The organism is Pseudomonas sp. MF6776 (assembly GCF_016613125.1).
Taxonomy (GTDB): domain Bacteria; phylum Pseudomonadota; class Gammaproteobacteria; order Pseudomonadales; family Pseudomonadaceae; genus Aquipseudomonas; species Aquipseudomonas iridis.
The window spans coordinates 1-15020 of record NZ_JAENSQ010000060.1 but is presented as its reverse complement, the minus strand read 5'-3'; the positions used below and the strand labels follow the sequence as shown (position 1 = coordinate 15020).

Genomic DNA, 15020 nt, shown 5'->3' with positions numbered 1-15020 from the left:
AGCGCTTCGACTTCAAATGCCCCATCGAGGTGATGGGAGAGGTCATGCAAAACTCCATGGCAATGCGGCATGATGCTCCGGCTTCAATTCAATAACCGTGTTGCACTCAGCTCCTGCAACCGCCAGGGTACCCAGTGGGCGGTTTTTATAGATTGGCCTGAGTGTATATCTATTTTCACGAATGGCCTGGCCACACTGAGCAACATCTGGAAGCACACTTGTAAGTCTCTCCAGGGCACTTTCGAACTAGGCTGAGGGCCTTATAGGTCCTGATATCCCCAGTTTGGAGGCGGAACATGAACACCCGTGGATTGCTCGATCAACTACTCAAATCCGGCCAGGATTTGTTGCAAAACAAGGCCGGTGGCTCGCAGAACAAATCGGCGGCCGGTGGCCTGGGTGGCTTGCTTGGCGGGTCTTCCGGCGGCGGTGGCCTTGGCGGTCTGCTCTCAGGCGCGGGTGGTGGTGCATTGGCGGCGGGCGCCATGGGTCTGCTGCTCGGCAGTAAAAAGGCGCGTAATGTCGGCGGCAAAGTCGCTGTCTACGGCGGCCTCGCCGCGCTGGGCGTGTTGGCCTACAAGGCTTACGGCAACTGGAACGCGCAAAAAGGCACCGCGCCACAAGGCGAACCCCAGACCCTCGACCGCTTGCCTCCAGCGCAGGTCGAGCTGCACAGCCAGGCGATCCTCAAGGCCCTCGTCGCCGCAGCCAAAGCTGACGGCCATATCGACGACCGAGAACGCCAACTGATCGAAGGCGAATTCACCAAACTCGACAACGATCAGGAACTGCAACACTGGCTACACGCCGAACTTAACAAACCCCTCGACCCCGCCGACGTCGCCCGCGCGGCAAGCACGCCGGAGATGGCGGCTGAGATGTACATCGCCAGCGTGATGTTGGTGGACGAGGAGAGCTTTATGGAGAAGAGCTACCTGGATGAACTGGCGCGGCAGCTGAAGCTGGAGCCGGGGTTGAAGCTGGAGTTGGAGAAGCAGGTGCGGTTGGCTGCTGAGTAAACGGTACGAAAGAAAAAATCGCAGCGTTGGGCTGCGATTTTTTTGATCACGGTGCCCGGGGGAAGGACGTCTTTAGAGAATGCTCGCTTCCTACGAATTTTTTTTTTGTGTAGTGCTGAGAATTTGAAAATTTGATCTTTAAGTAATCGAGCAAAGACTGTCCATTTGAAAACCCCTTAAGGGCTTCCGCACTTTCACTTAAAAACTCTTCACTCGGCTTGGTATGCTGATTTGACGGGAGTGGTCTCGACCAATTCAGTACTTCTTTAGGAGAACCTGCTTTTGGTCGATTATTGAGACCATTTGCCCATGCCGACCGTCTTCGTACCGATACGATGCGATGGTGTAGCTATAGTCTTTCGTGAATGGTTAATTGCACTGACTTGACCAGCACGCTTTGTAACCATAACCGGCATAAAACGGCCTAAAGCAGAAATCCAAAGTACGACAGCGCTGATTTCTTTTCACTTAGCGTAATAATACCCACAAAAAAAATCGCGGCGGGTGGATTATTGCCGTATGGGAATAATAAGACTTCCTGCTCCTCAAGCAAGCTCATCATTGCCGGGGAACTAATGTCTAAGCCCAGTGATAGGTAAAAATGCGTGAGACGTTCAGCTACGACTGCTTAAAAAGTGCCGAAGTTGGAGTGGAAAATTAATCTACTCACTCCACAATCCAATAAATTCATCGAAATTACTAGCAATAACGTGAGTTTTGCTTGAGGCGGGATCAAATATTTCAACAGTAATCGAGTGTTAATCGGCCTTTTCACGCCCCGACCGGCAAGATATCAATAGGATTGAGTGTGTACTTGCTCTTGGTCGGGAATCGTATTTAATGGCTTATGGTGATTCGTAAAGGTTTTCGCACAAAAGAAGGAGGCGGATTTATTTGATTTGCAGTTAAATGAATTCGTCCCCTTTGCTGTTTGTAGCCCTGATGGAAGTCATCTTTCAGGTTGGTTGTTTTGCTGGTGATTGGTGCTACAATTTTTAAGGTGTGATTTTTAAAGTTTCCATCATAAAGGATTCAATTTTTTTAATGAATTCAACTTTGCTTTTGGTTCTGAATTCACCAAGAAAATTTTCGGAGTTTTTGACCGGTTTACCCTTGTGGTCATATTCGATTGTCAGGAAATCAATCACAAACTCTCCGTTGGGGTCTCCTTCTGGTTCCACTCTGGAGTCAAAACAGTGCCCGGTACTACGCCGAACACCACCAATCAACACTGAGCTGGAGAACCAGTCGCTTGTCTCCGGTGTTAGTTCGACCTCAAACAGGTTGTTGATTGTTATTGTCCAGCCGCTTGGCACTCGGATAGGTTGAAGCTCGTACTCTAATTTTGATCTCATTTTACATTGCCCATATATTTTCTAACTTGTCCAGGGGCTGCGGGGAAACTGTGTATGACAGGATCGCCAGCTTTTGATAATTCAATCCTAACCCAATTTGTTAGTTCGCCATTGTTGTAACCGACGGAAGTCTCTGATCTGTAGAACATATATCTTGAACCTCCGTGATCAAACACATTCCCGTCGCGTACTGCTGAGTAGGCTGCCTGCTTCTCAAATCCGCTGACATTATTAGCGATATCAGGAAGGTAGGAAGCCTCTGGTTTTCCGTCCCTAGTACCCTGGCCTAGACTGAGCGATTTTGCCTGTTCCGCTGATTGTGCATTTGTGTGCTTTGTTGCATGCCTACCTTCCGGACGTTTTGCATCGTAAATATCTGTTCTTAGATTTTTACGGGTTTGGTACTCGCTCGTATCAACCTTCTTGGGGCAATTAGTGCTATTTAGCCCCAACGGATCAACCCAACCCGTAGGGTTAGGCACGTACTGGTAGCTATTCAACCCACCCACAAGCTTGACCGGATCCGGTGTCAGAAACCGCCCAGTGCCCGGATTGTAGTAGCGGTGCCGGTTGTAATGTAACCCCGTCTCAGCATCGAAATACTGGCCCTGGAAGCGTAGCGGGTTGTCGATCTCGGACACATCCAGCGCGGCGAGATTACCGTACGCACGATACTTCGCAGACCACATGATCTCACCGCTGTAATCGGTGAGTTCCTGCGGCGTGCCAAGGTGATCGAGTTGGTAGTAGAACGGCGTGGCCTTTCGCGGGCCCTCGCCGTCGAGCATCGCCAATGGCCGGAAGGTACCCGGTTCGTAGATATAGCTGCGATAGCGATTCTCTGCGCTTTCCGCGATCAGACGTTCGCCTTGCCACAGGAATTCGGTGGTGTGACCGTCGACGGTCTTTTAGATGCGTCGCCCAAAGGCGTCGTATTTGTAGCTGGCATTGCTGCCGCCCGGCAGGCTGACACCGATCAGTCGATGCTGGCAGTCGTAGCGGTATTCGGTGACCAGCTTCTGCCCCGCCCCGCGACGTTCGCGGATCAGGTTGCCGTAGGCGTCGTAGTCGTAGTGGCGGTCGCCCTGCATGAGCAGGCGGTTGCCTTTGACGTTGGCGAGGCTGGCGGTGCCTTCGTTGTTCTGGCCGAGCAGGTTGCCTGCCGGGTCGTGGGCGAAGCTTTCCGGTGTAGCGCCGCGTACGCTGATCAGGCGATCCAGTGGGTCGTAATGATAGCTGCGGTTGCCTTTGCGGCTGTCGGCGATGCCCGCGAGGTTACCGTTGGCGTCGTAGTTGTAGCGACGCTGAAACAGATTTTTGTCTCGCTGCCCGACGGTGTGTGCTTGCAGGCGGCCCTGTTCATCGTACTGGTATTGGCTAAGCAGCAATCCTTGTTGGCGCTGTTGTTCGCGACCGGCGCTGAACTGATGAGCCGTCAGGCGGGAGCCGTTGAGGTCAATGCTGCTTAGCTGACCGCCGGGTAGATGGCTGTAATCGAGTTTGCTGCCATCGGGGAGGCGGCAGTGTTTGAGTTGGCCTACGCTGTCGTACTCGTAGCGCAGAGTGCCCCAGCCTTGGTGCTCAGTGATCAGGCGATCCTGCACGTCGTATTCGTAGGCGAGAGGCCAGTTGCCGTCGTCGACGTTGATCAGGCGACCGAGGGCGTCGTAGCTGTAATGGATCTCTTTTCCGTCGGGCAGGGTTTTAACCAGCAAACGGCCCGAGGCGTCGCGCTGATACTCGCTGACCAGTTCGCTGCCATCGGCGCCAAACTCGGTCTTTTTCAACAACTGACCGTTGAGGTCGTACTCATAGGCTGTTCGGCGACCATCGAAACCGGTTTCCTGCTGAATCAAGCCGTTCGAGTAGTAGTCGAGTTGATAGCGTTCGCCGCGCTCGTTCTCAATCTCGGTGAGATTGAGTTGTGAGTTGTCGTAACGGTAGCGCAGTTGGCTGCCGTCCGGATTGATGCGGCGGCTGACCAGGTGCAGGTTGTCGGCGTACTCGTAGCGAGTGATGCGTCCGAGTTCGTCGCGTTCGGCGGTGACACGGCCATAAGGGTTGTAGGTAAAGGCGCGGGTGGCGCCGCCGGGCAGGGTAACTTGGGTCAGACGATCAGCGGCATCCCATGGGTATTGGGTGATGGCACCGAATTCGTCCTGGCGGGTGATTTGTCGACCGAGCGCGTCATAGCGGTATTTCCGCTGACCGCCGTCCGGCAGGCGTTCTTCCAGCAACTGACCGAGGTTGTTCCAGCCCAGTTGGTGACGGCCACCATCGGGATGACGAATTTTCAGCAGTCGGCCCTGACGGTCATAGCTGTAGTGAGTTTCGTTGCCATCTGGGTCGGTTTGTTGGGTGATGTCGCCCTGTCGGTTGCGCTCATATTTCCAGCGGGCTTTGCCCCGTTGAACATCGATGAGTTGGCCGTTGAAATAGTTATAACGGGTCGGAACACCTTCTGGCGGGATGACGGCGATCAAGCGTCCAGATTCGCTGTATTTATGCTCAGTGATCGCGCCCATCGGGTCTTTGACTGCGACCAGACGTCCCTGATTGTCGTACGCGTTCTGCGTTTCACCGCCGTCGGGCGCGGTTTCCGAGACCAAACGCGCATTTTTGTCATGTACGTAAACCAGTTAACTGCCGTCGCCGTTGTAGACGGTCACTGAGCCTTTGTCGTCCCACTCGTAACGCGCTTCCATTTGCGCGTAGTTGGCCCAGGGCGCACGCAGCGGGAGTGTTTGCCTTCAGGTTCCCATTCCCAGAAGAAGCTGGCGCCGCCGGCCATTTGTCGTTCGAGGATGACGTGCTGATCGTTGTACCGATAGTGCTCGGTTCATGTGCCGCATTTGTTGAAGAAGTTGATTGCGTGACTTGTACCGGTAGGTGACAAGAGTCTGAGTGGTCAGCCATGGATCCTGACGCTCACCGCGGTCATTGTATTCCTGGCGTTGTTGCTGCTGATCGACGGCCACAACGTGTCAGTCGGTGAATCCTCGTGGTTCAGGTAGCAATGATCAGCGGATAATCGGGGTCGCCTCCAAGAGGCAACTCCAAAGGCTAAGCTCTGGATTTAAAGCTGTGGGGCTCTATGCGGCTGGGGTAAAGACACCGTTGGAAAAGTTATGAAATACAAATAGAATGGTGTGCTTAAGATCGCTTATTTTTATCCGGTTTGTTGATCTGAGTACGCAAGGATAATTCCAGTGATCCTGATGGAGGATTTATTCATGCCTAAGTTGACTAACTTTAGAGGGTGAGGATTTATAGGTGTGGTAAGTTGGGATTAGAGTTCGGGGGGGGCTTTTTCCTTAATGAGTGCCTTTGGTGAAAACATTGATAATGTTCTAAGGTTTATTTATGTTTGGGGTGTTTTTATGGCTGATGCTCTTGAAGAGATTAGTAAATTTATAAGTTGTGTGTTGCGGCACAAGCCTGAGTAAATTGGCTTGTTGCTAGATGTGGAGGGGTGGGCGGATATAGGTGATTTAATCAGATGTGCGGAGATTGCTGGAAAGAATTTTAACTATGAGATGATAAATGTCATCGTTTCTAGTAGTGATAAAAAACGTTTTGAAATATCCCCTGATGGAGCGAATATTCGAGCTATTCAGGGGCATTCGTCAGAATCGGTCAAGCGTCAGTATTCTGAACTCCAGCCCCCGGATTTTTTATATCACGGAACGGCCACACGCTTCCTCGAATCTATTTGGAAGGAAGGACTGGTAGCCGGACCTAGGCATCATGTTCATCTGACTGAAAATGAGGGATTGGCTCATGATGTTGGGCGACGTTACGGTAAGTCTGTCATTTTACGTATTAGTAGTTATGAAATGTTTGTAAATGGCTATAAGTTCTTCAAGGCTGAGAATGATGTTTGGTTGACCTTTTTTGTACCTCCAGAGTTTATAGGTGCATTGGATTGATTTTCTTATTTGTAGATTACCTATTCCTCTTCATCCCACTCGGCGTGCATTTCAATGGCTTTTGTTAGCCAGTCAGTAAATTGGATGTACTCGCCATGTAGCTCCCTCCCATCAGACGCGTATGCATGGATTATGAAAACTTTTGGATTGCCAGACAGATCTTCTCCGTCGAAACAAGCAATATCGTCATTCGCGCTGAATTTGGCAAAAGGAACCAGTGTGCGCTTCGGGTAAAGTTCTTTTAATTTGTTGTGCCAGCTATTGATTTTTCCTTCTTTGTAAATAAGTAGCCACCATGGTTCGATGTCCATCTTGGGTTCTGTTTGTGCAAACTCTATGAACTCTTGAGGGAAAGGGTAGTTGGGTAGGTTGTCAATATCTAAAAAAATAGTCATTTTTTTCTGTTAATTTTGGTGGATTGTGAGAATCAAATGGGTTTTCGTTGCCAAACCTCTTAGGTTTTTGCTTCTGGATTTTGAGTTGTAATGCTTCCCCTAAAGTATCAGGCATAACATCGTTGACTTCGAATCGCTCTTTATTATTCTGAGATAATGGGTCATCTAGCTTCCACTCTCTGGCCTCTACGTTGATACCCGCCTCGCGTGCAGCTCTGACGCGAGTATTATCCATGCTGGTTAGTTGCCCGTCAGGCATGCGCACTACATTAATAGGCTCTCCCTGCTATCCATTATTTTTCATTGAGCTTACAAGATCACCATAACTAAAATTTTGCCGGTCTTCCTGTCAATCTTATTATAAGAAACACTATTTTGGGGAAAGCGAACCTCATTTGGGTTGATGGATCTAACTTTTGGGCATGCGCCAGATTTGTAACTCAGCCCCAACGGATCCACCCACGCCGTAGGGTTAGGCACGTGCTGGTAGCTATTCAACCCATCCGCAAGCTTGATCGGATCCGGTGTCAATGGAGAAAAGGGGGCAGATTTATTTTTAGTTTGTAGAAAAATAAATCTATCCCCTTTTTACATTTTTATTTATTTTTTCTGGAGTTGCACTTTTTAATTTCTTTTTTTGTTGGGAAACAATCTGCCGTCCAATTCTTTCTATCCCCAAAGCGCCTAGAAACTATAGCTTCATGTGGCGGTTTTTTATTGTCTCAATAAATCAGATAGCCGGGAATTGGTTTTTAGCATTGTATTGGTGCGATGTGACGCACCCCATCAATTTTTAGCTAACCCCTCTGTGACCTGTTTGAGAAATTCGATTTTTGCCTCTGCGTAGTTTGCGAACTGTTTTAAATCCTCCATTCTCCCTCTTTCTGAGAAGTAAACTCTCCATTTGACACCATCGAAAACAATGCATGTCCGCTCATTTTGGTTTTTTCCGATTGAATAAAGATTGCTTGGGATTCCCAAGGTTTTTAGTTCTTGTGCTAGTTCATTCAGGTTTGTATTCACTGTATTTTCCACGGTACACCTCCTTCAGAAATGGCTCTTCACCTTGGGTGAGTGTTGCGGGAGAGCGTCTTACATTATCAATTGGATCAAGCCTGTATTGGATGCCTCCACCTGATTCGCTAAACCAAGGTAGAACCTCCCCCGCTTTTACAGTCAAAGGTCTTTGTACCTCATAAACGTAGTAGTCATCTCTTAAAGTACCTGGCTTCAGTGCTCGCTCTGAGTAACCAGTACCAGTAGGGGAAAGAAAGGATCCTCTTGGCGAACCGAATCGGTCAATTTGAGTCCCAGGTAACAAAGTAAAGTCAGCCTCTACTTTACCAACTGTGCCCGGGTAAGGGGGCCATTCACGGACGGTTAGACCATTGTCCGGATTATTGAATTTCGAAGATGTTCTTGCATTGGCACTTTCAGCGACGTTTGATTCGACTCTAGCTCGGATACTCGCGGCGTCGGCTTCTGGGCATTGCCCGGGTATGCAGTCTAACCCCAACGGATCCACCCACCCCGTAGGGTTAGGCACGTACTGGTAGTTATTCAAACCGCCTGCAAGCTTGATCGGGTCAGGAGTGAGAAAGCGCGCAGTGTTCGGATTGTAGTAGCGGTGCCGGTTGTAGTGTAGGCCTGTCTCCGCATCGAAGTACTGACCCTGAAACCGCAACGAATTGTCAATTTCTTCAACGTTCAACGCAGCCAGGTTCCCGTACGCACGATATTTCGCTGACCACATGATCTCGCCGCTGTAGTCGGTGAGTTCTTGAGGAGTGCCGAGGTGGTCGAGTTGGTAATAGAACGGCGTGGCCTTTAGTGGACCCTCGCCGTCGAGCATCGCCAAGGGGCGGAAGCTGCCAGGTTCGTAGATGTAGGTGCGGTACCGATTTTCAGCGCTCTCGGCAATCAGGCGTTCGCCTTGCCACAGAAATTCAGTGGTATGGCCATCGACGGTTTTTTCGATACGACGGCCAAACGCGTCGTACTTGTAGCTTGCCGTGCTGCCACCGTGAAGGCTGACTCCAATCAAACGATGCTGGCAATCGTAGCGATATTCGGTGACCAGTTGCTGGCCGGTACCACGGCGTTCGCGGCTCAGGTTGCCGTAGGCGTCGTAGTCGTAATGTCGGTCGCCTTGCATAAGCAGGCGATTGCCTTTGACGTTGGCGAGGTTCGCAGTTGGCAGATCGCTTTGACCGAGCAAATTGCCGGCAGGATCATGAGCGAAGGTTTCGGGTGTGGCGCCGCGAACGCTGACCAGACGATCCAGTGGGTCGTAGTGGTAGCTGCGGTTTCCTTTGCGGCTGTCATCGATGCCGGCCAGGTTGCCGTTTGCATCGTAGGCGTAGCGGCGCTGGAACAGATTGCGATCCTGCTGACCTACGGTGTGAGCTTGAAGTCTTCCCTGTTCATCGTATTGATATTGGCTAAGCAGTACGCCTTGTTGGCGCTGCTGCTCGCGGCCGGCGTCGAACTGGTGTGTAGTCAGGCGCGAGCCGTTGAGGTCGATGCTGCTCAGCCGACCGCCGGAGAGGTGGCGGTAATCGAGTGTGCTGCCATCCGGCAGGCGGCAGTGATTGAGTTGGCCGACGCTGTCGTACTCGTAGCGCGTAGTGCCCCAACCTTGGTGCTCAATGATCAGGCGATCTTGTACGTCGTACTCATAGTCGAGGGGCCAGTGGCCGTCGTCGACGTTTACCAGGCGACCCAAAGCATCGTAGCTGTAATGGATTTCTTCGCCATCAGCGAGGGTTTTGACCAGCAAGCGGCCTGAGGCGTCGCGCTGGTACTCGGTCACCAGTTCACTGCCGTCGTCACCGTATTCGGTTTTCTTCAGCAGTTTGCCGTTGAGGTCGTACTCATAGGCGGTACGGCGCCCGTCGAAACCGGTTTCCTGCTGGATCAGCCCATTTGAGTAGTAATCGAGTTGATAGTGTTCGCCGCGTTCGTTTTCGATATCGGTGAGCAGCAGGCGTGCGTTGTCGTAGCGATAACGCAGCTGGCTGCCGTCCGGATTGATAAGACGGCTGACCAGATGAAGATTGTCGGCGTACTCATAGCGAGTGATGCGCCCTAGTTCGTCGCGTTCTGCAGTGACGCGACCGTATGGGTTGTAAGTGAACGCACGGGTAGCGCCGCCGGGCAGAGTGATTTGTGCGAGTCGATTTGCAGCATCCCACTGGTAGTGGGTGATTGCACCGGTTTCAGCCTGACGTGTGATTTGCCTGCCGAGCGCATCGTAGCGGTACTTGCGCTGGCCGCCGTCCGGCAGGCGCTCCTCCAACAATTGACCGAGGTTGTTCCAGCCCAGTTGGTGGCGGCTGCCGTCGGGATGACGGATCTCCAGCAGGCGTCCTTGGCGGTCGTAGCTGTAGTGCGTCGAGTTGCCATCCGGGTCGACTTGCTCAGTGATGTCACCCTGGTCGTTACGCCAGTAGATCCATTTGGCGGTACCGCGATTCGCCACACGGACAAAGCCCTTGTAGTACTCGTAGGTGGTCGGCGCGTCTTCTGGCGGTATCACCGCGATCAAACGGCCGGCCTCGTTGTACTGATATTCCGTGACCGCACCCATCGGGTCTTTTTCGGCGATCAGTCGGCCTTTGTCGTCATAGGCTTTTAAGTGCTCGGCACCGTCCGGATCAACTTTGGCGACGAGTCGTGCCTTGTCATCGTGGGTATAGACCTCTTCGCTGCCATCGGCATTGGTAACGGTGACGCTGCCTTTGTCATCCCACGCATAGTGCGCATCCATCTGAGAGAAACTGGCCCAGTGATGGATGCAACGTGCGGACTTGCCTTCCTTTTCCCACTCCCAGTAAAAGCTTGCGCCCCCGGCGAGTTGCCGCTCAAGAATGACGTTTTGCTCGTTGTAGGCATAATGCTCGGACTCTCCTAGAGCGTTTGTGGCTTTGATCAATCGATGTTCAGCATCGTATTCATAGGTGGTCAGCGTCTGAATTGTGTTCCAGACGTCCTCGAGATTGTCCGCCGGTAGGAACTGCTGATAGTCGATGGCGACAATGTGCTTGAGGTTGTATCGGACAAGTAGGGCACGACCAGCGCCGTTATCCACGCGCTTGATGCGTCCATGGATGTCACGCGTGATGTGCAGGCGATTGTCGTAGTTGTCGCTGATGGCGATCAACGTCGCGCCTTTGCTGTTGAAGCGGAAGTGATAGAACAGCGGCTTTTCGCCGGCCTGAGTCAGTATGAGTTCGGACGCATCATCGCCAATGAAGATGGCGGCTTCCGAAAGACTATTAGTGATCGCCGGGCGCTGAAAGCTGGGCATCGGAAAAGTGGTGACCCGGTTTTCCTGATCGGTCCACACGACCTCGTCGCCGTTGATGTCCACCCGCTGAGCGAGGGCGTGGCTCCAGCCATAGCCTAGACCGCAGTCGATTTCAGCCGCGCTGGTTCGGTAAAGGCGAGTCCAACTGAATGGCAGCAGGCCACCGAGTTCACCGTCGGTAATGGTTAGCAGTTCTTCACCGGTGACCATCGAGACCGGGCAGCCGTTCGTACAGGTCTTCTTCGCGCAGGTGGCGCTTTTATCGTCGGGCGTCTTGGACTGGTCGGGTACGTCGTCGACTTTTTCCTTCGGCTGAAGGGTATGACTGTTTTGTTTCTTATCTCGCGGAAACGAGGAGGCATCCTTAACCTCCTGCTTCGGAGTGTCCGCCGTTTTAGGCAACGGACTCTGAGCAGGCTTTTGCGCCACCTGACTACGCGGAGCCTCCTTCGGTGCTTGCGGTTTAGGTGCTTCAGCGACGGCTTCATCGATCTTCAATGCAGCCGTTTTGGCCGGCTTCATCGGCACGTTTTTCGCGCTGGCGATAATTGGCTTCGACACTTCTGCATGCGCGGGCAGGGCGTGCTTGTTGCTGAGCGTCATCAGGGTAGAGGCAAGGTCATCAAGGTACTTGACCGCTTCTCCGGATTTGACCGTGGAAAGGACTTTTGTACCGGCTCTCACAGCCAGTCCAGCACCACCTGTCAGGCAGATACCCACGAGTACGTTGATCAGGAATTCCGAGGCAATGGCCGTCACTACGTCGACGACGACTTGGGGAGGCAGCATGCCTACCCAGGCCACAATGGCTGAGATGTAGATGAACATCAGGGGTTCATCGCTGAGTATCAGCAATCCTGAAGCGATCGACTCCTTGGACGCTGCGTAGAGTTTGTCGATCTCGGCGTCCGACAAATACTTTTTCAGCTTTTCGTAATTTTTCCTCGGATTGGCGAGCAGCTCGAACAGGCTTTTGATGTCATCCCACAGCTGCAACAGAGCCTTTTCAAACCCCTCCAAGGCTCGTTTGAGCAAAATCACCGAACGCCCGGCGCGATCCGCTGCAGAGTAACTGGCCCATTGCGGCTGAAACTTGCTCGACCATTCGCTCTGCAGCCAGCCATCAAGCTTGCCGATAACGCCTTGATAGGAGTCATAGAGCGCCTTGACGTCACTTTGGGATACGTTGGGGAAAAAAGTAATGCGGTAGGTCTGGCCTTTCTTGGCACCGTCAATCACTTTTATACCGCTCGGGCCGATCATGGTTTCGATGACGGGTCCGGTAACGTCGTCGTAAAAGGTGCCTTTGGTGACCGGCTCCAGCTTCACCGGGGTATTGCCTATCGGCACGAATCGCGCCGACTCGAACATGTGAATCAGCGTGAAGTCACCCACCAGAGGGCAGGTCGCATAGGCTTCCACTGCGCCTGTCTTGGTTTTTCGCTCGGATACGCTGACTTCGTTGCCGACCTTGAAGGTTTGGTCGACATCCAGTGCCCAGCCGGTCCAGAAACCGTCCGCCCAGTCTTTGTAGTCACTCAGACAGTTCTTGAAGTCTTTGAGAATCAGGCTCACGTCAGGCGTTTTGGCGTCCAGCACACGCAGGACCAGGGTACCAATCGGGGTATTCATGACGTGACTTCCTTTGTCAGCTGTGCGGCGAGACGCTCAGCCATATCTTCTGTGTTTGGGTTCTGGCGCACGAAGCGCTCAACCTTTCTGCGCAAGTTGGCTTCGGGGAACTCGAAGTACAACTCGGGGCAATCTTCTGATAGCCACTGCATCAGGTTCTCGACAACGGTGGTGTGATCCTTTTCCGCGAGGGCATCCAATAGCGTTTGGGGTATCTCCCACCAGGGCCACTCTTTTGCGGGAAATACCGCTCTTCTGCCGACTTCGAGAGTCTGTCCGTTAATCAGGTAGCGTTGGAACACGGGCAGCAGTTCACCTGCTGTGGCACCCAACCCTTCGATGATCGGATGAAAATGTCGACCATCCCAGAATCTGAAAAACACTTCAGTCGCGTTCGGCATTTTTACCTGAGTCAGGCTGCGCAAATGTTCCAGCACCGTTTCAGGCGCGCTGGTGGATACCGCTAGCCAACCCCAATCCAATGCATCGGTTTCAGTAATCCATTGCAGAAAACTTGCATTGGGACTGATCTCGGCGAGATACGGCATTACGGGAAGCCAATCGGCGTAAGGCGTTCCACTCCAAATAGGCTGCAGTTGTGGTGCGGCATCCTGCTGATAGAAAGGCTTGAGAGGTTCGGCGTCGCTCGCCGCGCTGATGATCAGGTACAAACGCTCGCCAGTCTGCAGCGGCTGTTGCGCCAGCCAATCCTTGGGTGTCAGTCGATCAGATGGCACAGGCACCTGCCTTGCATTTTTCGCATTCTTCGCAGAATGGCGCGTTGCGTTTGAGGGTGTTGATCTGGGCCGGGGTCAGCACTTGGCCGGCCTTGTCGGCGTCGGCCTGTTTCAGGATTCCGGGTATCAGCGGCGCGGCGCCGGTGCCACTGCCCGGTCCACCGCCAGAGTTCATATTGATCACCGGCCCGCTCATGGTCACACCGCCAGCATCAATCTTGATGAAGCTGCCGCCACCGATCAGGGTCAGTTCCGCGCCGGCTTCCATCACGACTTTCATACCACTGCTCAGGTGGATTTCCTGCCCCGCATCAATGAACTGCCCAGTCCCAATCTTGATGTGCTGATTGACGCCCACGGTCAGGTGATCATTCGCCCGCGCCTCAACTTTACGATCGGCATAAACCGTGTGGTGTTCTTCTGCTTTGAATTCCGTGTAGCTGTTCTTTTCAACGGTGTCGTGACGCTCGTTGCCAACCCGAATCTTCTGGTCGTGTTCGACGTTCTCGTCCCAATCGCGCTGGGCGTGCAGATAAATCTGTTCCTGACCTTTCTTATCTTCAATGCGCAGTTCGTTGTAGCCGCCGCCACCCATGGAGCTGAGGGTTTTGAAGGTGCTGCGGGTTTTGTTCGCCGGCAGCGCGTACGGGACGGTGTTTTCCTTGTGGTACAGGCAGCCGCTGATCAGTGGCTGATCGGGGTCGCCTTCAAGGAAGGTGACCAGCACTTCCATGCCGATGCGCGGGATGGCGATGCCGCCGTACTGGGCGCCGGCCCACGCTGAAGACACGCGCAGCCAGCAGCTGGTTTTGTCGTCGGCCTGGCCTTCGCGGTCCCAGTGGAATTGCACTTTGACGCGGCCGTATTGGTCGCAGTGGATCTCTTCGCCTTTCGGGCCGGTGACCACGGCGCTCTGGCTGCCGAGGATGCGCGGTTTCGGGTGGCGCAGGGGCGGGCGATTCGGCACGTCCCATGGCGTGGCCTGGAAGCGGTTGCGGTAGCCCTGGTGGAAATCATCTTTCAGTGCGGTGGTGTCGCTGGTCACTGACTCTTCCAGCACTTGCGGCTGTTTGCCTTCGTGCAGGACTTCGGTCAGCAGCCAGAGGTCGTTCCACTTGGCTTTCGGGTGTTGCGTCAGGGCCAAAAAGTGGCCGCTGACCAGCAACGGCTGATCGCTCTTGCCTTCGGCCAGTTGGAAGTCGCTGCGGTGGCGTTCGAGGGCGCGTTTGGCCAGGTGTTTGCCGCGCTCGCGGTCGATGAAGCGGCCAGGGTAGTCGTAGTCTTCGAGATCGGGCACGGCATCGCCACGGTTTTCGCTTTCGAGGGTGATGCGCGGTTTTTCGAAGTCGTAATCGCGGCGGGTGGTGCGGCTGGTGCGGGTTTCCAGGCGCAGGTCGAAACGCTTGATTACCGGGTCGCTGGCGACCATGCCGGAGTCTTGCTGATAGGCCACAGGCTTGAGTTTCGGGAACACCGTCTGGTCATCGCCGAACACCAGTTTGTGCGCCGTGGCGCTGTGCTGGAAGTGGTAATGAATACCTTCTTCTTCGCACAGGCGCTGGATGAAATGCAGGTCCGATTCATCGTATTGCACGCAGTAGATGCGCTCGGGGTAGATCGAGCCGGTCTTGAATTCGTAGGCGT

General features: G+C 53.2%; 9 protein-coding genes and 2 pseudogenes. 2 read left to right on the top strand and 9 right to left on the bottom strand.

Features of this window, described 5'->3' with window-relative positions:
• Positions 1-296 precede the first annotated feature (296 nt).
• Positions 297-1019, top strand: a complete 723-nt coding sequence (locus JJD74_RS29815; protein ID WP_200617986.1) for a tellurite resistance TerB family protein — start codon at positions 297-299, stop codon at positions 1017-1019.
• A gap of 995 nt (positions 1020-2014) precedes the next feature.
• Here JJD74_RS29815 and JJD74_RS29810 read toward each other — a convergent pair.
• Together JJD74_RS29810 and JJD74_RS31055 are read right to left on the bottom strand one after the other, a co-directional pair.
• Complete coding sequence (locus JJD74_RS29810; RefSeq protein WP_200617984.1) at positions 2015-2374, bottom strand: hypothetical protein; 360 nt, start codon at positions 2372-2374, stop codon at positions 2015-2017.
• Positions 2375-2790: 416 nt separating this feature from the next.
• Positions 2791-5358 (bottom strand): annotated as a pseudogene (locus tag JJD74_RS31055) (RHS repeat-associated core domain-containing protein); the annotation flags it as partial.
• A gap of 468 nt (positions 5359-5826) precedes the next feature.
• On the opposite strand from JJD74_RS31055, the gene JJD74_RS29790 reads away from it, so the two are divergent.
• The gene (locus tag JJD74_RS29790; protein WP_325167031.1) at positions 5827-6303 is read left to right on the top strand and encodes an RNA 2'-phosphotransferase; all 477 of its coding nucleotides are present in this window, start codon (positions 5827-5829) and stop codon (positions 6301-6303) included.
• Positions 6304-6323: 20 nt separating this feature from the next.
• Here JJD74_RS29790 and JJD74_RS29785 read toward each other — a convergent pair whose 3' ends face one another.
• From JJD74_RS29785 to tssI, 7 genes and pseudogenes are all read right to left on the bottom strand, one after another.
• The gene (locus JJD74_RS29785) at positions 6324-6698 is read right to left on the bottom strand and encodes a hypothetical protein (RefSeq protein WP_200617982.1); all 375 of its coding nucleotides are present in this window, start codon (positions 6696-6698) and stop codon (positions 6324-6326) included.
• Positions 6676-6957, bottom strand: a complete 282-nt coding sequence (locus JJD74_RS29780) for a hypothetical protein (RefSeq protein WP_200617980.1) — start codon at positions 6955-6957, stop codon at positions 6676-6678. The genes JJD74_RS29785 and JJD74_RS29780 overlap by 23 nt, the downstream gene beginning before the upstream one ends.
• A gap of 161 nt (positions 6958-7118) precedes the next feature.
• Positions 7119-7229, bottom strand: a pseudogene (locus JJD74_RS31610) (RHS repeat-associated core domain-containing protein); the annotation flags it as partial.
• Between the two features lie 255 nt (positions 7230-7484).
• A complete protein-coding gene (locus JJD74_RS29775) occupies positions 7485-7733 on the bottom strand; it encodes a hypothetical protein (RefSeq protein ID WP_150616506.1) in 249 nt (82 codons plus the stop codon).
• Positions 7702-12639, bottom strand: a complete 4938-nt coding sequence (locus JJD74_RS29770; RefSeq protein ID WP_200617978.1) for an RHS repeat-associated core domain-containing protein — start codon at positions 12637-12639, stop codon at positions 7702-7704. The genes JJD74_RS29775 and JJD74_RS29770 overlap by 32 nt, the downstream gene beginning before the upstream one ends.
• On the bottom strand, positions 12636-13376 hold the full coding sequence (locus JJD74_RS29765; RefSeq protein ID WP_200617972.1) for a DUF4123 domain-containing protein: 741 nt from the start codon (positions 13374-13376) through the stop codon (positions 12636-12638). The genes JJD74_RS29770 and JJD74_RS29765 overlap by 4 nt, the downstream gene beginning before the upstream one ends.
• Positions 13366-15020 (bottom strand): type VI secretion system tip protein TssI/VgrG (tssI, locus tag JJD74_RS29760; protein ID WP_200617967.1); only part of this gene is annotated, 1655 nt, incomplete at its 5' end. The genes tssI and JJD74_RS29765, both read right to left, overlap by 11 nt.